Annotated in this window: 18 protein-coding genes and 1 tRNA gene; 7 read left to right on the forward strand and 12 right to left on the reverse strand. The window is 62.4% G+C overall.

All coding sequences use genetic code 11. The features are described from left to right. Positions 1-84 precede the first annotated feature (84 nt). Positions 85-2,703 carry an ATP-dependent chaperone ClpB gene (clpB, locus tag ACSSVY_RS13720; protein WP_454270141.1) on the reverse strand — a complete coding sequence of 873 codons (2,619 nt, stop codon included), beginning with the start codon at positions 2,701-2,703 and terminating at the stop codon, positions 85-87. A 234-nt stretch (positions 2,704-2,937) separates the two neighbouring features. On the opposite strand from clpB, the gene ACSSVY_RS13725 reads away from it, so the two are divergent. The 3 genes from ACSSVY_RS13725 to pyrF all read left to right on the forward strand — a co-directional run bounded on the left by ACSSVY_RS13725 (position 2,938) and on the right by pyrF (position 4,360). Then, on the forward strand, positions 2,938-3,192 hold the full coding sequence (locus ACSSVY_RS13725) for a hypothetical protein (protein ID WP_454270142.1): 255 nt from the start codon (positions 2,938-2,940) through the stop codon (positions 3,190-3,192). A 139-nt stretch (positions 3,193-3,331) separates the two neighbouring features. Then, the gene (locus tag ACSSVY_RS13730) at positions 3,332-3,586 is read left to right on the forward strand and encodes a hypothetical protein (protein WP_454270143.1); all 255 of its coding nucleotides are present in this window, start codon (positions 3,332-3,334) and stop codon (positions 3,584-3,586) included. 69 nt (positions 3,587-3,655) lie between these two features. Further along, positions 3,656-4,360 (forward strand): orotidine-5'-phosphate decarboxylase, encoded by a 705-nt coding sequence (gene pyrF / locus ACSSVY_RS13735; protein WP_454270144.1) that lies wholly within the window; start codon positions 3,656-3,658, stop codon positions 4,358-4,360. 15 nt (positions 4,361-4,375) lie between these two features. Here pyrF and ACSSVY_RS13740 read toward each other — a convergent pair. The 3 genes from ACSSVY_RS13740 to ACSSVY_RS13750 all read right to left on the reverse strand — a co-directional run bounded on the left by ACSSVY_RS13740 (position 4,376) and on the right by ACSSVY_RS13750 (position 6,582). Further along, a tRNA-Gly gene (locus ACSSVY_RS13740) sits at positions 4,376-4,449 on the reverse strand. Positions 4,450-4,537: 88 nt separating this feature from the next. Further along, entirely contained in the window at positions 4,538-5,461 is a 924-nt protein-coding gene (locus ACSSVY_RS13745; RefSeq protein WP_454270145.1) for an orotidine 5-phosphate decarboxylase, read from the reverse strand. Between the two features lie 74 nt (positions 5,462-5,535). Then, positions 5,536-6,582 carry a Glu/Leu/Phe/Val family dehydrogenase gene (locus tag ACSSVY_RS13750; protein WP_454270146.1) on the reverse strand — a complete coding sequence of 349 codons (1,047 nt, stop codon included), beginning with the start codon at positions 6,580-6,582 and terminating at the stop codon, positions 5,536-5,538. A 120-nt stretch (positions 6,583-6,702) separates the two neighbouring features. On the opposite strand from ACSSVY_RS13750, the gene ACSSVY_RS13755 reads away from it, so the two are divergent. Then, positions 6,703-7,158 carry an Lrp/AsnC family transcriptional regulator gene (locus ACSSVY_RS13755; RefSeq protein ID WP_454270147.1) on the forward strand — a complete coding sequence of 152 codons (456 nt, stop codon included), beginning with the start codon at positions 6,703-6,705 and terminating at the stop codon, positions 7,156-7,158. 3 nt (positions 7,159-7,161) lie between these two features. Next, positions 7,162-8,322: a geranylgeranyl reductase family protein gene (locus ACSSVY_RS13760; protein ID WP_454270148.1), complete on the forward strand. Its 1,161-nt coding sequence runs from the start codon at positions 7,162-7,164 to the stop codon at positions 8,320-8,322. 37 nt (positions 8,323-8,359) lie between these two features. Here the strand turns inward: ACSSVY_RS13760 and ACSSVY_RS13765 are convergent, their stop codons facing one another. From ACSSVY_RS13765 to ACSSVY_RS13795, 7 genes are all read right to left on the reverse strand, one after another. After that, a complete protein-coding gene (locus ACSSVY_RS13765; protein WP_454270149.1) occupies positions 8,360-9,505 on the reverse strand; it encodes an iron-containing alcohol dehydrogenase in 1,146 nt (381 codons plus the stop codon). Then, positions 9,502-10,905, reverse strand: a complete 1,404-nt coding sequence (locus tag ACSSVY_RS13770) for an aldehyde dehydrogenase family protein (RefSeq protein WP_454270150.1) — start codon at positions 10,903-10,905, stop codon at positions 9,502-9,504. The genes ACSSVY_RS13765 and ACSSVY_RS13770 overlap by 4 nt, the downstream gene beginning before the upstream one ends. A gap of 52 nt (positions 10,906-10,957) precedes the next feature. Continuing rightward, entirely contained in the window at positions 10,958-12,313 is a 1,356-nt protein-coding gene (locus ACSSVY_RS13775; RefSeq protein ID WP_454270151.1) for a glutamine synthetase family protein, read from the reverse strand. Positions 12,314-12,432: 119 nt separating this feature from the next. Then, positions 12,433-13,470, reverse strand: a complete 1,038-nt coding sequence (locus tag ACSSVY_RS13780) for a TRAP transporter substrate-binding protein (protein ID WP_454270152.1) — start codon at positions 13,468-13,470, stop codon at positions 12,433-12,435. A 66-nt stretch (positions 13,471-13,536) separates the two neighbouring features. Next, positions 13,537-14,859, reverse strand: coding sequence for a TRAP transporter large permease (locus ACSSVY_RS13785; protein WP_454270153.1), 1,323 nt, complete (start codon positions 14,857-14,859; stop codon positions 13,537-13,539). Beyond that, positions 14,849-15,457, reverse strand: a complete 609-nt coding sequence (locus tag ACSSVY_RS13790) for a TRAP transporter small permease subunit (protein ID WP_454270154.1) — start codon at positions 15,455-15,457, stop codon at positions 14,849-14,851. The genes ACSSVY_RS13785 and ACSSVY_RS13790 overlap by 11 nt, the downstream gene beginning before the upstream one ends. Beyond that, entirely contained in the window at positions 15,450-16,241 is a 792-nt protein-coding gene (locus ACSSVY_RS13795; RefSeq protein ID WP_454270155.1) for an N-formylglutamate amidohydrolase, read from the reverse strand. Before ACSSVY_RS13795 ends, ACSSVY_RS13790 begins: the two co-directional genes overlap by 8 nt. A 128-nt stretch (positions 16,242-16,369) precedes the next feature. On the opposite strand from ACSSVY_RS13795, the gene ACSSVY_RS13800 reads away from it, so the two are divergent. Next, complete coding sequence (locus tag ACSSVY_RS13800) at positions 16,370-17,236, forward strand: MurR/RpiR family transcriptional regulator (RefSeq protein ID WP_454270156.1); 867 nt, start codon at positions 16,370-16,372, stop codon at positions 17,234-17,236. Here ACSSVY_RS13800 and bhcR read toward each other — a convergent pair. After that, positions 17,208-18,050, reverse strand: coding sequence for an HTH-type transcriptional regulator BhcR (gene bhcR / locus ACSSVY_RS13805; RefSeq protein WP_454270157.1), 843 nt, complete (start codon positions 18,048-18,050; stop codon positions 17,208-17,210). The two genes, ACSSVY_RS13800 and bhcR, sit on opposite strands and share 29 nt — an antisense overlap. Positions 18,051-18,264: 214 nt before the next feature. Between bhcR and bhcA the strand changes: the two genes are divergently transcribed. After that, positions 18,265-19,458, forward strand: coding sequence for an L-aspartate--glyoxylate aminotransferase BhcA (bhcA, locus tag ACSSVY_RS13810; RefSeq protein WP_454270158.1), 1,194 nt, complete (start codon positions 18,265-18,267; stop codon positions 19,456-19,458). Positions 19,459-19,461 lie beyond the last annotated feature (3 nt).

Consider the following 19,461-nt stretch of genomic DNA (forward strand, 5'->3'; position numbering starts at 1 on the left):
CACGCGCGCGGCACATCGCTCAGGACCAATGCCAGCAATCAGGCCAGAACCGCCCCCCTGACCAATCAGAGGGGCGGTTTTGATTTAGTGAACCACCGCATCCTTGGGCGGTTCCTGTGTCGTGCTGCCCACCCGTTCGCCGATGATCAGACCCTCTGGTCCCGCCGTCACCGGCACGACGGCACCGTCGAGGATATCCCCCGCCAAGAGCGCCTCGGCCAAAGGATCCTGCAACGCACGCTGGATCACGCGTTTGAGCGGGCGCGCGCCGTAAACCGGATCATAGCCTTCATCGGCCAGCCATTTGCGGGCGGCGTCATCCAGTTCCAGTTGGATCTTGCGGGCTGCCAGACGCTTGAGCAGGCGCGCCATCTGGATATCGACGATACCGTCCATCTGCGGCCGCGTAAGGCGGTCAAACACCACGATTTCATCCAGCCGGTTCAGGAACTCGGGCCGGAAATGCGCACGCACGGCGTCCATCACATCGCGCTTGGCGGTGGCGGCATCGGCCCCTTCGGGCAACTGGCTGAGCGCCTGAGACCCAAGGTTCGACGTGAGGATGATCAGCGTCTGCTTGAAATCGACCTTGCGCCCCTGACCATCGGTCAGCACACCATCGTCGAGCACCTGCAAGAGCACGTTGAACACCTCGGGATGCGCCTTTTCGACCTCGTCGAACAGGACCACCTGATAGGGCCTGCGGCGCACGGCCTCGGTCAGCACACCGCCCTCGTCATAGCCGACATAGCCCGGAGGTGCACCGATCAGACGCGAGACCGAGTGTTTCTCCATGAACTCGCTCATGTCGATGCGCACCATGGCGTTGTCATCGTCAAAGAGGAACTCGGCCACGGCCTTGGTCAACTCGGTCTTGCCCACGCCGGTCGGCCCCAGAAAGAGGAAGCTGCCCAAGGGGCGCCCCTCGTCGTTCAGCCCGGCGCGCGCCCGGCGCACGGCATTGGCCACGGCCTTGATGGCGGTGTTCTGACCGATCACGCGGCGGTGGAGGTTCTCCTCCATCCCCAAGAGCTTGTCACGCTCGCCTTCCAGCATCTTGGCGGTGGGAATGCCGGTCCAGCGTTCCACCACTTGCGCGATCTGCTCGGGGCGCACGGCCTCTTCGACCATGACGCCATCTTCGCCTTGGGTTTCGGCCTCGGCCAGTTGCTTTTCCAGCCCTGGAATGACGCCATAGCTCAGCTCACCGGCACGGGCGAGATTGCCTTCACGCTTGGCGATGTCCAGTTCGGCACGGGCGCGGTCAAGCTGTTCCTTGATGTCGCGCGCACCGGCCAGCTTGTCGCGCTCGGCCTGCCATTTGGCAGTCATCTCAGCAGAGCGCTGTTGCAAGTCGCCCAGTTCCCGCTCCAGCTTTTCCAGCCGGTCGCGCGAGGCGGCGTCGTCCTCTTTCTTGAGCGCCTCTGCCTCAATCTGCTTTTGCAGGATCTCGCGGTCGAGCGCGTCCAACTCTTCGGGCTTGCTGTCCACTTCCATGCGCAGACGGCTTGCGGCCTCGTCCATCAGGTCGATCGCCTTGTCGGGCAGGAAGCGGTCGGTGATATAGCGGTGCGAGAGCGTCGCCGCCGCCACCAGCGCCGAGTCAGAGATGCGCACGCCGTGGTGCAGCTCGTATTTCTCCTTGATGCCGCGCAAAATCGAAATCGTATCCTCTACTGTCGGCTCTTCGACCATCAGCGGCTGGAACCGGCGGGCGAGGGCCGCGTCCTTTTCCACATGCTTGCGGTATTCATCGAGCGTTGTGGCCCCGATACAGTGCAATTCCCCGCGCGCCAGCGCCGGTTTGATCAGGTTGGCGGCATCCATGGCCCCATCGGCCTTGCCGGCACCTACGAGCGTATGCATCTCGTCGATGAAGAGGATGATTTCACCTGCGGCAGAGGTGACTTCGTTCAGCACGCCCTTGAGGCGCTCCTCGAATTCGCCGCGATACTTGGCCCCCGCAATCAGCGCCCCCATGTCGAGCGACAAGAGACGCTTGTTGCGCAGGGACTCGGGCACATCGCCATTGACGATGCGCAGCGCCAGACCCTCGGCGATGGCGGTTTTACCCACCCCCGGCTCACCGATCAGGACCGGGTTGTTCTTGGTCCGGCGGCTGAGCACCTGCATGGCGCGGCGAATTTCGTCGTCGCGGCCAATGATGGGATCAATCTTGCCCTCACGCGCCGCCTTGGTCAGGTCGCGGGAATACTTGTCGAGCGCTTCATAGGTGTCCTCTGCCGATGCAGAGTCTGCCGTGCGTCCCTTGCGGATGTCGTTGATCGCTTCGTTGATCTTCTGGGCGGAAACCGCCCCAGCCTCCAACGCCTCCTTGGCCCCGGATTTCACCAGCGCCAGTGCGGTCAGGATGCGCTCTACTGGAACAAAGCTGTCGCCCGCCTTTTGCGCCAGTTTCTCGGCTTCGGCCAGAACCTTGCCGGTCTGCTGATCCATATAGGTCTGACCGGCATCGCCCGACACCTGCGGAATCTTGGCCATGGCGATATCATTGGCCTGCGTCACGCGCTCGGGCGCGCCACCGGCACGTTTGATCAGATTGCTCGCCAACCCCTCGGGGTCATCGAGCAGCGCCTTTAAAATATGTTCGGGGGATAGTTTCTGATGGCTTTCGCGCATTGCGATGGTCTGGGCAGCCTGAATGAAACCACGCGACCGTTCCGTGAACTTGTTGAAGTCCATGGGCTTTCTCCTTGTGACAAGCGTTACCCCTGTGGCGCACCCAGCATCAGGCATGCGTCGGTCGGGAACCTCAAATGATAAATGGGTAACGCGCCTGTGAGGTTCAAGACGGATTTCTCTTAAATCGCGCAATCCCCACAATTCCGTGACGGGGTCTTGGCAGAAGCCGTTGGACACCCAATCTATTCAAGAGTTATCCACAGGGCGTTCTCGCCCATTCTGGAGGACAGAGCCATGACAGAATCACGCGTGAGACTGGAAGTCATCGGGTATAATCCCGAATGGGCCGCGTTTGTCGCGCGGGCCGAGGTGATCGAAGGGGCCGAGCGGCTGGTCTATCCCGTGCATTTCTGCGCCCCCCTGACCGCAGAATTCGCCCGCATCGCGCGCGGATTGACAGAGTGCGCCCGGCACTTGCATCGCTCTGGCCGCGCGGACCTTAGGATGCGGCGCGCCCCGGACTGGACCCCGCCTGCCCTGGCGGCCTGAACGACAATGGCGCGTGCGATAGTCAGGGCGCAGTCATATGTCTGGCGCGATTCCGCGCGCATGTCTGTTTACAATAAATCAGGTAAAATATCGGCGTAGCGTGCCGTTGGTAGAGTAAAGAGTGAATGGGTTTTCTGGAATGCATATTACCAAAGTGCGCGCGCGCGATCTGCGCCGGGACGTCCCGACCGGCTGTGTCAGCGGAGTTCTCTTGCTCGAAACCGGAAGCGGACAAGTCAGCCTCAATGTAAGCGCCCCCGTGGCAGAAGCCCTCAACCACGGTCTCTGGTCGGACGCCTTGCGACAGTTGCAACGCCTGCCAGAGTTTCGGCGCAACGCGGCTCAGATTACCTTGGCGGCGTCCGCCTTGGAGGGGATGTGCGCAGAGGCGTGACAGAGGCTTGACGCAGCCCGCCGCCGCCGCGACAAGGGCGCGACACCTGCCGCAAGAGGAGCGCCGCCAATGACCGCCGCCGTGACCGATGATCGCCTGATCGTAGCCCTGGATGTGCCCAACGCGCTGGAGGGGCTCAAGCTCGCAGAGCGATTGGGTGACAGTGTCGGGTTCTACAAGATCGGTTTGGGGATGCTCACAGGCGGGGGTCTAGGCCTCGCCAACGAGCTCAAGACCGAGCTGGGCAAGCGGATTTTTCTGGACATGAAGCTCTTTGATATCGGCGCCACGATCGAGGCGGCGGTGCGGGGGCTGGCGCAGTTTGATCTGGATTTCCTGACCGTGCATGGCGATCCGCATGTCGTGTGCGCCGCCAAAGAGGGGGCGTCTGGCAAACCTATGAAAATCCTCGCAGTGACGATCCTGACCTCGCTCGACCGGGCCGATCTCGATGCGGGGATGATCAAACCGGGCGATCTGCCCGATCTGGTGGCCGAGCGCGCGGGCCGCGCCTTTGACGCCGGGGCCGATGGCGTGATTGCCAGCCCGCAAGAGGCCGCGATGATCCGCGCCCTGCCTGAGGCTTCGGGCCGCCTGATCGTCACCCCCGGCGTGCGCCCTGCGGGCAGCGCGCTTGGCGATCAAAAGCGGGTGGCGACGCCTGCTCAGGCGATAGCCGACGGGGCCGATCACATCGTCGTCGGACGCCCCATCTGGTCCGCCCAAGACCCACGCATAGCGGCTGAGGCGATTCTGTCGGAATTGCGCGGCTGAGAGGCTGAGAATATCTGGAGCGGGTAACGGGAATCGAACCCGTAACTGAAGCTTGGGAAGCTTTCGTGATACCTTTTCACCATACCCGCCGCGGCGCTCTGGATAGCACCGTCGCTCGGCCTGCTTCAAGCGAAAACTTGCGGGCCTGACCGGCGCTTTGTGACTGACCCGCCCGAATCAAGACCCAAACCGGATCAGGCTCTGACCCTTGGGGCTTGTGCTGCGGTACACCACCGTCACGGGCAGGTGTAGCGTCAGCGGGGCCTCTGCCAGCCCGGCCCGCCACGGCTGGCCGAGATCAAGGCAGCTCGCCTGCGCGCCGGTATAGTCGCGGCGCAGCGACACCCATCGCAGATTGCCAAGATCGCGTGCAATCTCGCGCCCCGCCTGCGTCACACTGCTGCGGCGCAACATCTCGCGCCCCAGACCTTCGGTGCGGGCGTCCTGCCCCGGCAGATCGGACCAGACCCCGCAGAGATGCGCCCGCCCGTTGATGGGCCGCAGTTCCGCCGCAAGGCGCAGGCCCCCGCCACTGCTGTAGCGCCCCTCGACCACCTGAGTTGCACCAGAGAGCGGCACGGTGCGGCTGTTGCGACTGAGGAACGGGAGCACTTCCAATGCGGCGCTCATCGCGCCGGTGCCGGTCTGGCGAAAGTCGATATGCGGATCGCTGCCGCCGCCATTTCGGCGGCTGATCTGCTTGCGCGGCACGAAAACCTCGGGCACGCGGCCCGGTTGCCATGCCAGAGTGGTGAGAATGCAGCCCGCAGGCGCACCGGCATAATCGAGCCTTGGGTCGATCTGTGGCAATTCCACGAGGTTCTGCGCGATACGCTGACCATCCACATAAACCGTCGCCAACCGCACGATTTCGCGCGCGGCACCTTTGGTATAGCTCGACTGGCTCTCGCTCTCGGACCAGACCCCACAGAGCGCGGTGCGCCCGTCCGTTGTCGGGCGCAGCTCGGTGGCGATGGTCAGGCCACCACCGCTGCTAAAGGTGCCATGTGCGAGGCTTACACGCTCACTCAACGTGGTTTGCGCCGCGGCACCCCCGGCCAGTCCGAGGATCAGAGCAAAAGACAGGGACAAACGCAGCATGAGAGCCTCCGGGGGTGTTTGGCGCAGTGTAGCAGGCCAAACACCCCAGCTCAATTGACCTCGGCGGAGCGGCGTCAACCCGCCGCTTGCAGCAACTGCTCTTCGACCAGACGGTCGGCGAGGATTGCGGGGCTCATCCCTTCGCCTGCTGCGCGCGTGAGGATATGGGCCATGCGCGCCTGCATTGCGGCCAGCCGCTCTTCGACCCAAGGGGCGCGGGGCGCGATCCGCAGGATTTCGGCGGCGACATTGATGATCCCGCCGCCATTGGCAACGTAATCGGGCAGGTAGAGAATGCCGCGCGCGCGCAGTCGCTCGCCATCCTCGGGCGTAGCCAATTGGTTGTTGGCCGCGCCACAGATCATCTTGGCCTTGATTTCGGGGATACTGCGCGCATTGAGCACGCCGCCGATGGCGCAGGGCGCAAAGATATCGGCGTCAATGGCATGGACGCTGCGCGGATCGACCACGGTTGCGCCAAACTCGCGCATTGTGCTGGCCGCGTGGGCGGGGTTCATGTCCGCCACGCTCAGCTTTGCCCCCGACTCGTGCAGCAGATGGCAGAGGTGCCAGCCGACATGGCCCAACCCCTGCACCGCCACATGCCGACCACTGAGGTCATCCGTGCCCCAAAGCTGCGCGGCACCTGCGCGCATCGCGCCCAGAACGCCGCGCGCGGTCACGGGCGAGGGATCGCCGCTGGCATGCGCGCCCGTGTCCAGCCCGGCGACAAAGCGCGTCTCGCGGGCAATCTCGTCCATATCCTCGGGCGACATACCCATATCCTCGGCGGTCCAGTAGCGCCCTTGCAGCATGTTGATCGCGCGCCCCATGGCGCGCAGCAGCGCAGGCGTCTTGTCGCGGACCGGATCGCCAAGGATCACCGCCTTGCCACCACCCAGCGGCAGACCGGCTGCGGCGTTCTTGTAGCTCATGCCCCGCGAGAGGTTTAGCACATCCTCAAGCGCGGCATCGTCGCCCTCATAGACCCGCATGCGCAGGCCGCCCGCGGCTGGGCCAAGCCGGGTGGAATGCAGCGCGATAAACCCGCGCAAGCCGCTTTCGCGATCCTCGACGCGGTAAACTTCCTCATGGGTGGGACTGGCCAGACGTGTGAGCATGATGGACTCCTCCTTGAGCGCAAGAATAAGAGCGGTCAGACGCGATAAAACAGCAAACTCCTGTGAACGGCGCGTGACATTTGGGTGAAATCCCCAATAATAGAGGAAAAAGTAGGGAAAATGGATCGTATCGACCGCCAGATCATCGCTGCCTTGCAACGCGACGGACGCCAAAAGCTCGCCGATCTGTCGGCGGTGGTGGGCCTCTCGCCTACGCCTCTGGCACGGCGCATCGCCCGGCTCGAAGCCGACGGTGTCATCACCGGCTATGCCGCGCGGGTCAATCAAGAGAAGCTCGGCCTGCCGCTCAACGCCTTCATCTTTGTCGAGTTGGAGCACCACACCCGTGACGCGATCACCGCGTTTGAAACGCGGCTCAGGCGGTTTGACGAGGTGATGGAATGCTACCTGATGACCGGCACCCGCGACGTGCTCTTGCGGGTGGTAGCCGCCGACCTCTCAGACTTTGACCGCTTTCTCGAAGAGGGGTTGATGCAGACCCCCGGCATCCGCTCCATGCGGTCAAGTTTCGCGCTGCGGACCATGATCCGGCGCGACGCGCTGCCCGAGGTCTGAGCCGTGCAGCGGTTCGACGTGATCGTGGTCGGGGCCGGGCCCGCTGGCGCTTCTGCCGCTTATGTTGCGACGCGCGCGGGGCTGCGTGTGGCGCTGATCGACCGCAAGTCATTCCCGCGCGAGAAACTCTGCGGCGGGTTGATCACCGGGCGCGCACGCAGGCAGTACGCCGAGATTTTTGGACATGCGATGCCGTTCGAACCGCAGGACTGCAAGACCACGGTGGATTTCTGGTTTCGCGGGCGGCCCATGGGCCTGATCAAAGACGCCCCCGCCCTCTACACGACGATGCGTTGGGATATGGATGCGATGCTCTGCGGGCATGCTCTCGGGACAGGGGCGCAGGATTTCACCGGGCAGACGTTGGCCGAGATCGACCACGACGCCCGGACCGTGACGCTCAAAGGCGGGGCTGTGCTGGGCTACGCCGTGCTGATTGGCGCGGATGGCGTCAATTCCCAAGTGGCGCGCGCCCTCTTTGGCCAGCCATTCGACCGGCAGCGCATCGGTTTTGGACTCGAGATCGAGGCGCGCGGCGCGCCAAGTGACCCCGCCGCGCCGATCCGAATAGATCTGGCGGCGGCGCAGTGGGGCTATGGCTGGGTCTTTCCCAAGCGCTGTTCGACCACAGTGGGGGTGGGTGGCCTCTTGTCAGAGAACCCGGATATGAAACGCGCCATGGCGGACTATTGCGCGGTGCTGGGGCTCGCGATGGAGGAGGCGAGCGTCAAGGGTCAGTTTCTGCCGTTTGGTGATTTTCGTCCCATACCGGGGCAGGGTGCCGTGCTCCTTGTGGGCGATGCGGCGGGGCTGGTCGATCCGATCACCGGCGAAGGCATCGGCTATGCGATGCAAAGCGGGCAATTGGCGGCAAAGGCCGCGATTGCGGCGCTGGGCGCGGGGCGGCCCCAGACTGCACTCAGCCATTATCGCCGGGCGCTGCGCCCGGTTCACCGCGCCCTGCACATGGCGCGGCTGATCCGTCCGGTGATCTTTCTGCCCGCGCTCGAGCCGGGCTTTGCCCGCGCCTTTCAGCGCTCCTCCACCTTGCGCCGCGATTACCTGCGCCTGATGGCCGGCGAGGTTGAGTATGAGCAGATTTTGGCGCGGCTGGTGCTGCGCTTGCCGCGCCTCGGGCTCATGGCGCTGCGCGCCCGCCTCTGACGGGGTGGAGGGATGGGGGACGCTGTCCCCCAAACCGTCAGAGTGCCGCCTTGAAGAGCGCCGTCAGATTGGCCTCGGTCAGCGTCACCGGGTTGCCGCCACAGCTTGGGTCGGTCAACGCGTCGCGCACAAGGTCGGGAATCGCGGCCTCGGTCACGCCCAGATCGCGCAAGCCGCGCGGAATGCCGAGGCTGTCGTTGAAGTCCTGCACGAAGGCGCGGAAGCCATCATAGCCGCCCTCAATCCCCAGATATCCCGTCGCCCGGTCGAACCGGTCGCGGATCACATCGGCGTTGAGGTCGAGCACAGCAGGCATGCAAACCGCATTGGTGGTGCCGTGATGGGTGTTGAAATGCGCGCCGACCGGATGGCTCATGGCATGGATGGCGCCCAGACCCTTTTGAAACGCGGTGGCGCCCATGGCGGCGGCGCTCATCATCTGGGCGCGCGCTTCGATGTCCGTTCCATCGGCATAGGCGCGCGGCAGGTAGTCAATCACAAGGCGCATGCCTTCCAGTGCAATTCCCTGGCTCATCGGATGGTAATGCGGCGAGGAAAACGCCTCGACACAATGGGCAAAGGCATCGAGCCCGGTGCCTGCGGTGATGAATTTCGGCATACCCACAGTCAGTTCGGGATCGCAGATCACGACCGTGGGCAGGAACTTCGGGTGAAAGATGATCTTTTTCGCATGGGTCACGGAATTGGTAATGACACTGGCGCGCCCCACCTCGGATCCGGTTCCGGCGGTGGTGGGCACAGCTATGATCGGCGCGATGGCGTCCGCATCGGCGCGTGTCCACCAATCGCCCACATCCTCGAAATCCCACACGGGCCGCGTCTGCCCCGCCATGAAGGCCACGCATTTACCCAGATCAAGGCCCGAGCCACCGCCAAAGGCGATCACCCCGTCATGCCCGCCCGCCTGATAGGCAGCGACACCGGCGGCAAGGTTGATCTCATTGGGGTTGGGATCGACCTCGGAAAACATCGCGCGGCCAAGGCCCGCGGCCTCGAGGATATCGAGCGCGCCCGCCGTGACAGGCAGCCCCGCCAGCCCCTTGTCAGTGACAAGAAGCGGGCGCTTGATCCCGGCCTGCGCACAGGCAGCGGGCAGTTCAGCAATCCGGCCAGCGCCGAATTTGATCGCGGTCGGATAGGACCAGTTGGCAGTCAGGGTCATTTCGTCACCTTCTTGAGATGGTAGGATTTGGGGCGTGTGAGGTTGTGATAGCCGATCACCGACAGTCCGCCGCCGCGCCCGGTGTTCTTGCAGCCGGTCCAGCAGAGGCCGGGATCAAGGTAATCGGCGCGGTTGAGAAACACCGTGCCGGTTTCGATGCGGTCGCTCACCGCCTGCGCGCGGGCGACATCGGCGGTCCAGAGGCTCGCAGTCAGGCCAAACTCGCTGTCATTCATCAGCGCAATCGCCTCCTCGTCGGAGGAGACCGGCATGATGCCCACCACGGGGCCAAAACTTTCGTCGCGCATGACGCGCATCTTGTGGGTCACATTGGTCAGGATTTGCGGCGTGAGGTACGCGGCACCGTCATCCTCGGGCATGGTGGCGATATGCGCCTTTGCTCCCATCTCCAGCGCCTCGGCCACCTGCGCGCGGACCTCTTCGGCAAAGCGCACATTGGCCATCGGCCCGATGGTGGTCTCAGCTTCCAGCGGATTGCCCAGTTTATAGGACTTTACCAGAGCCACGGATTTCTCGACAAAGGCATCGAACAGGCTCTGATGCACATAGATCCGCTCGATCCCGCAACAGCATTGACCCGAATTGAACATCGCCCCGTCGATCAGCGTCTCAACCGCCGCGTCGAGATCGGCATCCTCCATCACATAGCCGGGGTCTTTGCCACCGAGTTCAAGTCCAAGCCCGGTAAAGGTGCCCGCCGCCGCCCGCTCCATCGCGCGCCCGCCGCCGACAGAGCCGGTGAAGTTGATGAAGTTGAAGGCGCTGCCTGCGATCAATGCCGATGTTGTATCGTGATCCAGAAAGATGTTCTGGAACACATCCTCGGGCACGCCCGCCGCGTGGAATGCCCGCGCCATGCGCTCGCCCACGAGGAGTGTTTGCGTCGCATGCTTCAGCACCACGGTATTGCCCGCAATAAGGGCAGGCGCCACGGTGTTGATCGCGGTCATATAGGGGTAGTTCCACGGTGCCACGACAAAGACCACGCCATGCGGCACCCGCCGGATATAGCGCAGGAACGTGGCATCCTCACCCACCGCGATATCCGCCAGCGCGCCCTCGGCAATCGCCGCCATATGGCTCGCGCGTTCGTTGAAACCCCGGAATTCGCCGCCATAGCGCACCGGGCGGCCCATCATATGCGCCAGCTCCGGCACGATCTCATCGTTCATCGCGCCCACGGCGGCGACACCGGCCATCACCAACTCACTCCGCTCCTGCAAAGGGCGCGCCGCCCAGGCCGCCTGTGCCGTGCGCGCCCGGCCCGCTGCGGCTTGCGCCGCGTCCAGCGACAGCACAGGACGCTCGGCATAGACCGACCCGTCGATGGGAGAGATACATTTCACTGTCTGCATGATCGCATCCTTGATCACGGGCATGACGCCCGTCCTTTCATCGTTCCACAAATACTCAAATCCGACCGCGCGGCGCTCAGGCCCGCTCGAAGCCGCGCGCCACCTCGTAATCCGTGACCACGCGGTCGAAATCCTCGATCTCGACCTCGGCGGCGCGGGCATAGTGATCTATCACCGCGTCGCCAAACGTGTCGCGCAGGAATTGAGACTGCTTGAGCGTGAGATAGGCATCACGCAGCGTTTCCGGGATGCGCCCTGTCTCGCCACTATAGGCATCGCCCGTGGCGGGCGGGGCCAATTCCAGCTTGTCTTCGATCCCCTTGATCCCCGCCGCCAGCATCGCAGCCATGGCGAGATAGGGGTTGAGGTCCGATCCCCCGACGCGGCATTCCACGCGCACCGCCTTGGACCCCGCACCGCAGAGGCGAAAGCCTGCGGTGCGATTGTCCACCGACCACAGGATACGGGTGGGGGCAAACGTGCCTTTCTGGAACCGCTTGTAGCTGTTGATATAGGGGGCAAGGAAATAGGTGTAGTCAGGCGCGTATTTCAGCAATCCGGCCATGTAATGCTTCATCATCTGGGACATGCCCAGCTTGTCCGCAGGGTCAAAGAACGCCGGTTTGCCATCCTGCCACAGCGATTGATGCACATGGCTCGATGAGCCGACTCGCCGATGATCCCATTTCGGCAGAAAGCTCGCGGCATGGCCCTGTTGCCACGCAATCTCCTTGATCGCGTGCTTGGCGATGGTGTGGTAATCGGCGGTATCGAGCGCCGGAGCGTATTTGATATTGAGTTCCTCCTGCCCGGCCTCCGCCTCGCCCTTGGTGTTCTCGATGGGCAGACCGGCAGCATAGAGGTGATTGCGGATCGGCCGCATCACATGCTCTTCCTTGGTGGTCTGGAAGATGTTGTAATCCTCATTATAGCCCGAGAGCGGCGTCAGGTCGCGATAGCCGGATTTGCGGATTTCATCATAGCTTTTCTCGAACAGGAAGAACTCCAGTTCCGTCGCCATCATCGCGTCAAAGCCCATGGCATCCAGCCGCGCCATTTGCCCTTTGAGCATGGCGCGGGGGCTGTGGGGCACCTGCTCATGCGTGTGGTGATCCAGCACATCGCAGAGCACCATCACCGTGCCCTCGAGCCAAGGGATCGGGCGCAGCGTGCTCAGGTCCGGCTTCATCACATAGTCGCCATAGCCGCGCTCCCAGCTTGTGGCGGCAAAGCCCTCGGGCGTGGTCATTTCCAGGTCGGTGGCCAGCAGGTAATTGCAGCAATGGGTTTCCTCCCAACCACTGGCAAGGAAATGCGCTGCGTGAAAGCGTTTGCCCATCAGGCGGCCCTGCATGTCCACGAGACACACGAGCACGGTATCGACCGTACCGGCGGCAACCTTCGATTTGAGATCTTCGAGACTGAGTGCCATGGCGGCGTCCTTGTTTTTCTTGCGGTATCGTGTCGGTATGACTTCGGTATTCGGCGGGTGTCTTTACGTGGCCCGGCCCCGCGTCTGAACGGGGCCGGGCGGTGTGCGTCGCAGGGCGATCAGCCGTTGGTATAGGGCGGTCCGGCCTTGTTGATCACCTCGTTATACTCGCGGAAGATGCCGACGATCTTGGCCTCGATCTCGCCTTCTGCGGCGATCTCGGTCCAGAACTCCTTGGCGGCATTCTCCACCTCGGCCCATTCGTCGGCGGGCACCGTGCGCAGTTCCAGCTTGTCGCCGCGCGCGCGCAGGCGCGCTTCGCCGCCCCAATACCACTGGTTGCGATAGGTGTGGCTGGCGTCGGTTGCGGCCATTACCACCTGCTTGAGGTGATCCGGCAGATCAGCCCATTGCTTTTGGTTCACGAACCACGACCCGATCCAGGCCCCCGAGATGTTGTTGGTCAGGAAGTAATCGGTCACATTGGCCCAGCCCACCGTGTAATCCTCGGTGATCCCCGACCAAGCCATGCCGTCAAGCTCGCCGGTCTGCACCGCGACCTCGGCATCCGCATAGGGGATGTTGACCGGCACCACTCCGAACTTGGCCAGAAACCGACCTGCGGTCGGGAAAGTATAGAGCTTGAGCCCGTCAAGATCGGCGACAGACTTGATCTCTTTCTTGGTGTTGAAGTTGCAGGGATCCTGACCCGCAGAGGAAATCCATTGCACGCCGACCTTGGCATATTCGTCCCGCCAGATATCGGCGAGGCCGTATTGGTTAAAGAGCACCGGCACATCGAGGATATGCTTGGTGGCAAAGGGGAAGTAGCCGCCGAACTGCCGCAGCGGCGTGGGTGAGGCCATCGAATCATCGTCCGAGTGGACCGCATCAATGGTGCCGCGCTGAAGCGCCTGAAATAGCTCTCCGGTGGGCACGATCTGATCGGCATAGAACAGCTCGATCTCCATTTCGCCATTGGCCGCACTGTTCACATAATCGACCATCGGCTTGGTCACATGCTCGCCCAATGCGCCGCCGGCATAGGTCTGCATCCGCCACTTGATCGGAGTTTGAGCCTTGACGATGGCGGGGCTGGCCAGCGTTGCCGCAGCACCTACCCCGGCGGTGGTTAGAAACTTTCTTCTGGTGGTCATGTCTTGATACTCCTGTTGGTTGCTCTGTTAAGTTTGCTCCGTTGGCGGAGTTCTCGGGTTATTCCATCATCCGTAGACCAGCTGCGGCAGCCACAGCGCGATCTGCGGAAAGATTATCACTAGGGCCAGCGCCAGCACCATCACCAGCACGAAGGGCAGGATCGAGCGATAGATGTCACGAATCGTGATCTCGGGTGGGGCCATGGCCCGCATCAGAAACAAGTTATAGCCAAAGGGCGGCGTCATATAGGCAATTTGCGTGGTGATCGTATAAAGCACGCCATACCAGATCAGATCAAACCCAAGCGCGCCCACCAGCGGCACATAGAGTGGGGCCACGATCACCAGCATGGCCGTATCGTCGAGAAACGTGCCCATGATGATGAAGCTGAGCTGCATCAGGATGAGGATCACCCAAGGGTCAAGCCCCAGTTTTTGCGTGAACAGGCTCTCGATGGCCTTGACCGCACCCAGCCCGTCAAACACCGCGCCAAAGGCCAGGGCTGCAAGGATGATCCACATGAACATGCAGGAAATGCCGAGCGTCATCCGCACTGAGGTTTCGAACACAGTCTTCGTCATCCGCCCCTTGAGCACGGCAGCCATGAAGGCTGTCATCGCGCCGATGGCAGAGCTTTCGACTAGGCTCGTCCAGCCATTGACGAAGGGCACCATCATCGCTGCGAAGATAAAGAGTGGCAGCAGACCCGCGCGCAACAACCGAAGCTTTTCGAGCAACGGCATGGTGCGCTCGTCTGGCGGCAGCACCGGGCCAAGCTCCGGCTGCATGCGGCAGCGCACGTAGATGTAAATGATAAAGAGCGCGGCCATCAACAGCCCCGGCATGATCCCGGCGAGCCAAAGCTGCCCGACGGGCTGTCGTGCGATCATCGCATAGAGCACCAGCACCACAGAGGGCGGCACGAGGATGCCAAGGCTCGATCCCGCCTGAATGACGCCAGTCACCATGATCTTGTCATAGCCGCGCCGCAGCAGTTCCGGCAGGGCAATCGTAGCCCCAATCGCCATGCCCGCCACGCTGAGGCCGTTCATCGCCGACACCAGCACCATGAGGCCGATTGTGCCGATGGCCAAGCCGCCGCGCACCGGGCCCATCCAGACGTGGAACATCTTGTAAAGGTCGTCGGCGATGCGGCTCTCGCTCATCACGTAGCCCATGAAGATGAACATCGGCAGCGTCAGCAGCGGATACCAATTCATCAGTTTGATTGCCGAGGCAAAGGCGATGTCGAACCCGCCCCGGTCGCCCCAGAGCAGCAGCGCCGCGATGACCGCGACAAAGCCGATGGCACCAAAGACGCGCTGCCCGGTAAAGAGCAAAACCATCATGGTCGCGAACATGAAGAGCGCGATCATTTCATAGGGCACTTGGCACCTCCTCGCCGCGCAGCCGCAGGATATCGCGGCACAGTTCCGCCAGCGTCTGCAACAGCATCAGGAACACGCCGACTACGAGGATCGTTTTGATCGGCCAGATCACCGGTCGCCAGACGGTCGAGCTGCGCTCGAGCACGCCCATCTTGGCCCCCGCAGCCTCGGTGCCTTCGGTCACGAGCGTTCGCAGGAGGTCGCCGAAAAACACCAGCGGCTCTGTCCCGAAATAGCCCAGGGAATAGGCGGTCGAGCTGATCCCGCCATAGAGCAGCACGCCAAGGTAGAAGAGCAGAAAGAACACCGTGATCACGTCGACCATGGCGCGCGTGCGGTTCGACCAGTCGCCGTAAAACAGGTCCATCCGCACATTGCTTCCCATTTGGATCGAATAGGGCCCGCCCAGAACGTAATAGGCGACCATCACGAATTGCGCCGTTTCCAGCGTCCAGAGCGCGGGGGTAAAGAATGTCTTGGAAATCGAGGACCACAAGAGCACCCCGACCAACGCAAAAATCAGATACATCGCGATCCGCCCGATAAAGCGGTTCATCGCGTCGATGGTGCGGATATAGGCGCGCATGGCTCTAGGCATGTGCGCCCCCTTGTGTTGTCTCGCCCAAGACGCTGAGCGCCGGGCGCAGCAGGGTCAGCAGCTCATCCGTCATCCGCGCCTCAGCCGCCGCATCGCGCAAGAGGTCATTGCGAATCTCGATCATCACATTGGGCAACTTATGCGCCAGCCCATGCAGTTTCAGCGAATGGGTGACGCCATCCTCGGGGCCATAAGGATCATTGCGGCGGATCACCCGATGGGGCAAGCGGTGCGCCTCGGCCAGCATCGCATCCGCCAGCCCTGTGTCACTGTCATGCAGAATACCGATTTCGCAGCTGCGCGGGGTGCCGAACCAGACCGGGGTAAAGCTGTGGATGGTGATCAGCGCGGTTACCAGCCCTGCCGCCTTGCGTGCGGCGATCACTTGGCTGACAGCGGTGCAAAACGGCGCATAGACTTGCGCCACACGCTGGGCGCGGGCCGCTGCATCAAGGCTGCGATTGCCCGGCACCTCGATCACCTCGGAGCGGTCGGGCATGGCGCTTGCTGCCTCGGGCGGGCGGTTACAGTCATAGACAAGGCGCGACACCTTGGCCGCCACCATCGGTGCATTCAGCGTCTTGGCCAAGGCAAACGCCACCGCCCGTGCACCTGGGTCCCATGCCGCATGGCTCTGCCGCGCCTCCGCACTCAGCCCAAGGCCCTGATACTGCGCCGGGATGACATTCGACGCATGTTCACAGAGGATCAGCGCCGGGCCTTTGGCCTCAGCGCCGATCACCTCGACCACGTCAGAATCATCCCTGTTCAGATCGCTTGCCATGCGCCCCCCTGCGGCATTTGTAAAAATGTTTCCACATAGAAATTTTTGTGTCAATATATTTCCAGCGGGCATCACCGGATTGCGATCCGGCCTGCTTGTTTCGACAGCACCAGTTGAGGATGAGCAATGTGACCAAGCCCCCGCCAACCGTGCGCGACCTGATCCGCGCGCATTACAGCGCCCTCACCCAATCCGAACGCAAGTTTGCCCAAGCGCTGCTCGACAGCTACCCTGCGGCGGGTCTGGCTTCGATCACCATCGTCGCGGCGAATGCCGGGGTCTCTACGCCCACCATCGCCCGCATGGTGCAGAAACTGGGCTTCAAGGGCTATCCGCAATTCCATCAGGCGCTCTTGAAAGAGTTGGAGGCCAAGGTCTCCGGCCCGACCCAACGCCGCGCCAACTGGGCCTCAGAGGCCCCCGCCACCCATTCCCTCAACCGCTTTGCCAAGGCGGTGACGCAGAATATCGAACAGACCTTCGCCAATATCGACAGCGCCCGCTTTGACGAGGCCGCGCGCCTCTTGGCCGATACCGACGGACGGCTCTATCTGGTGGGCGGGCGCATCACCCGCGCACTGGCCGACTATGCATTCACCCATTTTCAGGCGGTGCGCGGGCGGGTCACGCATATGACCTCGTCCTCCGCCACATGGCCGCATTACGTGCTGGATATGGTCGAGGGTGACACGCTCTTGATGTTCGACATCCGCCGCTATGAAACCAGCCTGATGCGGCTGGCCGAAATTGCCACGGCCCGCGGCGTGCGCGTGGTGCTGATTACCGACCAGTGGATGAGCCCAATCTCGGACCTTGCCACCCATACCTTCAATTGCTGGGTCGAAATCCCCTCGGCGTGGGATTCCAACATCTCGACCATGATGCTCCTGGAGGCGCTGATTGCGGCGGTCCAAGAGGAACGCTGGCCTGCCACCCGCGAGCGCTACGAACAGCTTGACGCCTTGTTCAACGCGACCCGTTTGTTTCAGAAATAGCCACACCCTTGCCTGCGATCAGATGGGTGATCTGCGTCGCTGCCTGCGCCACCGCCGCGCCGAACTCTGCGATCTGCGCATCGCCAAACCGGCTGCTGGGTCCAGAGATTGACACACCGGCGCAGGGCTCTCCTCGATCATTGAAAATCGCGGCACCGATGCAGGACATCCCGTCATACCGCTCATTGCGGTCAAACGACCAACCACGACGACGGGTTTCGGCCAGATCGTCGAACAAGGCGCGCGGCGTGATCAATGTCTCTTCGGTAAACCCCTTGAGGCCCGCCCCCTTGAGCAGCGCCATCAGCCGATCCTCAGGCAGCGATGCCAGAATCGCCTTGCCGGTGCCAGAGGCGTGCATCGGCGTGCGTGATCCGGGCGGGAAAAACGCGCGGATCGGGTTCTGTGTCTCGACCTGCCCGATAAACACCACCTCGGCCCCGTCCGGCACCGCCAGATTGGCGGTCTCGCCGGTCTGCTCCATCAACCGCCGCATCACCGGGCGGCCCGCATCGGCCAGATTGGTGCGCTTGAGATAGGCCACCCCGGTGCGATAGGCCTCGATCCCGATCGTCCAATCCTGCCGCTCTTCGTCGAACCGCACGAAATCGCGTTTCTGCAAGGTGGTCAGAATGCGGTGCGTCGTGGCGGTGGGAATCCCAAGGCTCAGCGACAGATCCGTCAGGTTCACCCCCTCTTGCCGCGCCACGGCGGTCAGCACCGAGAGCGCCCGATCCAGCGCCTGCATGGTGCCTGCGCTGCTATCGGCGAATTGCGATTTCGGGCGGCCGCGCGCGCGCTTGGTCTGGATCATGGGGGCGATTCCCTTGCTGGCTGTCTTGGTGGGCGATTGTATGCAGAATAAAAAATATTTTCACGTTATTCTTTTAATGAGTTATGGAAAAATAAAAAGCAAACAATATCATATGTTTGGGTATTTTATTAATATAATGAAAATACCTTTCAAGAAAATTGCAAAGCGGGGAGCCCTGCGTCATAGTATGCTCATCTCAGAGGAGGATGGCGCAATGTCAGATCAGAATCCGGTTTTCATTCCCGGCCCCACCAACATTCCCGACCGGTTGCGTCGCGCCATGCAGGTGCAGACGCAGGACCACCGCTCGCCCGCTTTCGTCAACACGCTCAACCCGGTGCTCAAGGGCTGCAAGACCGTCTTCAGCACCACCAAGGGCGAGATCATCACCTTTCCCGCCTCCGGAACCGGCGGCTGGGAGGCGGCGATCACCAACACCCTGTCAGCGGGTGACAAGGTTCTTGTGGCGCGGTACGGCATGTTCAGCCACCGATGGATCGACATGTGCCAACGTCACGGCCTTGATGTGCAGATTATCGAATGCCCTTGGGGTGGCGGCGCACCGGCCGACCGCTTTGAAGAGGCGCTCAAGGCTGACAAGAGCCACGAGATCAAAGCCGTGCTTGTCACGCATAACGAGACTGCGACAGGCGTCCGCTCGGACATCGGCGCCGTGCGCGGCGCGATGAACTCTGCGAAGCATCCGGCACTTCTCATGGTCGATTGCGTCAGCTCCTTGGGCTCTATGCCCTTCGAGATGGATGACTGGGGCGTCGATATCGCGGTCTCCGGCTCGCAAAAGGGATTTATGCTCAACACCGGTATGGCGATCCTCGCCGTCAGCCCCAAGGCGCTGGCGATGATGGAAACCGCCAAATTGCCGCGCACCTTCTTTGATTTCCGTGATATGATGGGGGCCAATGCCAAAGGCGGGTTCCCGTATACCCCGCCGTTGCAATTGATCTACGGCATGGCCGAGAGCCTCAACATGCTGTTCGAGGAAGGGCTAGAGAATGTCTATGCCCGTCACACCCGGATCGCAGAGGGCGTGCGCCGCGCGGTTGACGCCTGGGGCTTGAAACTGGTCGCGCAGACGCCAGATCTCTATTCGGACACCGTCAGTGCGGTCTTTGTGCCAGAGGGCTTTGACAGCAACCGCCTGACAGAGCGTGTCTTTGGAACCTACGGCATGAGCTTTGGCGTGGGGCTGGGAGAGATGAACGGCCGCGCCTTCCGCATCGGCCATCTCGGGAGCCTGACCGAGTCGATGATGCTCTCGGGTCTGGCGACGCTCGAAATGGCCATGGTGGATTTGAATTACCCGGTTAAACTGGGGTCTGGTGTCATCGCGGCGCAGGAATACTACCGCTCGACAGCCAAACCCGTTCTGGCCGAAAAAGCCGCGTGAAAG

Source organism: Roseovarius sp. MBR-51 (assembly GCF_053628575.1).

Excerpts from the sequence above, each read along its gene's own strand:
- ACSSVY_RS13770 (WP_454270150.1), bottom strand. The coding sequence starts at position 10,905 with ATGCCCGTGATCAAGGATGCGATCATGCAGACAGTGAAATGTATCTCT.
- ACSSVY_RS13750 (WP_454270146.1), bottom strand. The coding sequence starts at position 6,582 with ATGCTCACACGTCTGGCCAGTCCCACCCATGAGGAAGTTTACCGCGTC.
- pyrF (WP_454270144.1), top strand. The coding sequence starts at position 3,656 with ATGACCGCCGCCGTGACCGATGATCGCCTGATCGTAGCCCTGGATGTG.
- ACSSVY_RS13780 (WP_454270152.1), bottom strand. The coding sequence starts at position 13,470 with ATGACCACCAGAAGAAAGTTTCTAACCACCGCCGGGGTAGGTGCTGCG.
- ACSSVY_RS13745 (WP_454270145.1), bottom strand. The coding sequence starts at position 5,461 with ATGCTGCGTTTGTCCCTGTCTTTTGCTCTGATCCTCGGACTGGCCGGG.
- ACSSVY_RS13775 (WP_454270151.1), bottom strand. The coding sequence starts at position 12,313 with ATGGCACTCAGTCTCGAAGATCTCAAATCGAAGGTTGCCGCCGGTACG.
- ACSSVY_RS13765 (WP_454270149.1), bottom strand. The coding sequence starts at position 9,505 with ATGACCCTGACTGCCAACTGGTCCTATCCGACCGCGATCAAATTCGGC.
- bhcA (WP_454270158.1), top strand. The coding sequence starts at position 18,265 with ATGTCAGATCAGAATCCGGTTTTCATTCCCGGCCCCACCAACATTCCC.
- ACSSVY_RS13730 (WP_454270143.1), top strand. The coding sequence starts at position 3,332 with ATGCATATTACCAAAGTGCGCGCGCGCGATCTGCGCCGGGACGTCCCG.
- ACSSVY_RS13790 (WP_454270154.1), bottom strand. The coding sequence starts at position 15,457 with ATGCCTAGAGCCATGCGCGCCTATATCCGCACCATCGACGCGATGAAC.
- ACSSVY_RS13795 (WP_454270155.1), bottom strand. The coding sequence starts at position 16,241 with ATGGCAAGCGATCTGAACAGGGATGATTCTGACGTGGTCGAGGTGATC.
- ACSSVY_RS13755 (WP_454270147.1), top strand. The coding sequence starts at position 6,703 with ATGGATCGTATCGACCGCCAGATCATCGCTGCCTTGCAACGCGACGGA.
- ACSSVY_RS13725 (WP_454270142.1), top strand. The coding sequence starts at position 2,938 with ATGACAGAATCACGCGTGAGACTGGAAGTCATCGGGTATAATCCCGAA.
- clpB (WP_454270141.1), bottom strand. The coding sequence starts at position 2,703 with ATGGACTTCAACAAGTTCACGGAACGGTCGCGTGGTTTCATTCAGGCT.
- bhcR (WP_454270157.1), bottom strand. The coding sequence starts at position 18,050 with ATGATCCAGACCAAGCGCGCGCGCGGCCGCCCGAAATCGCAATTCGCC.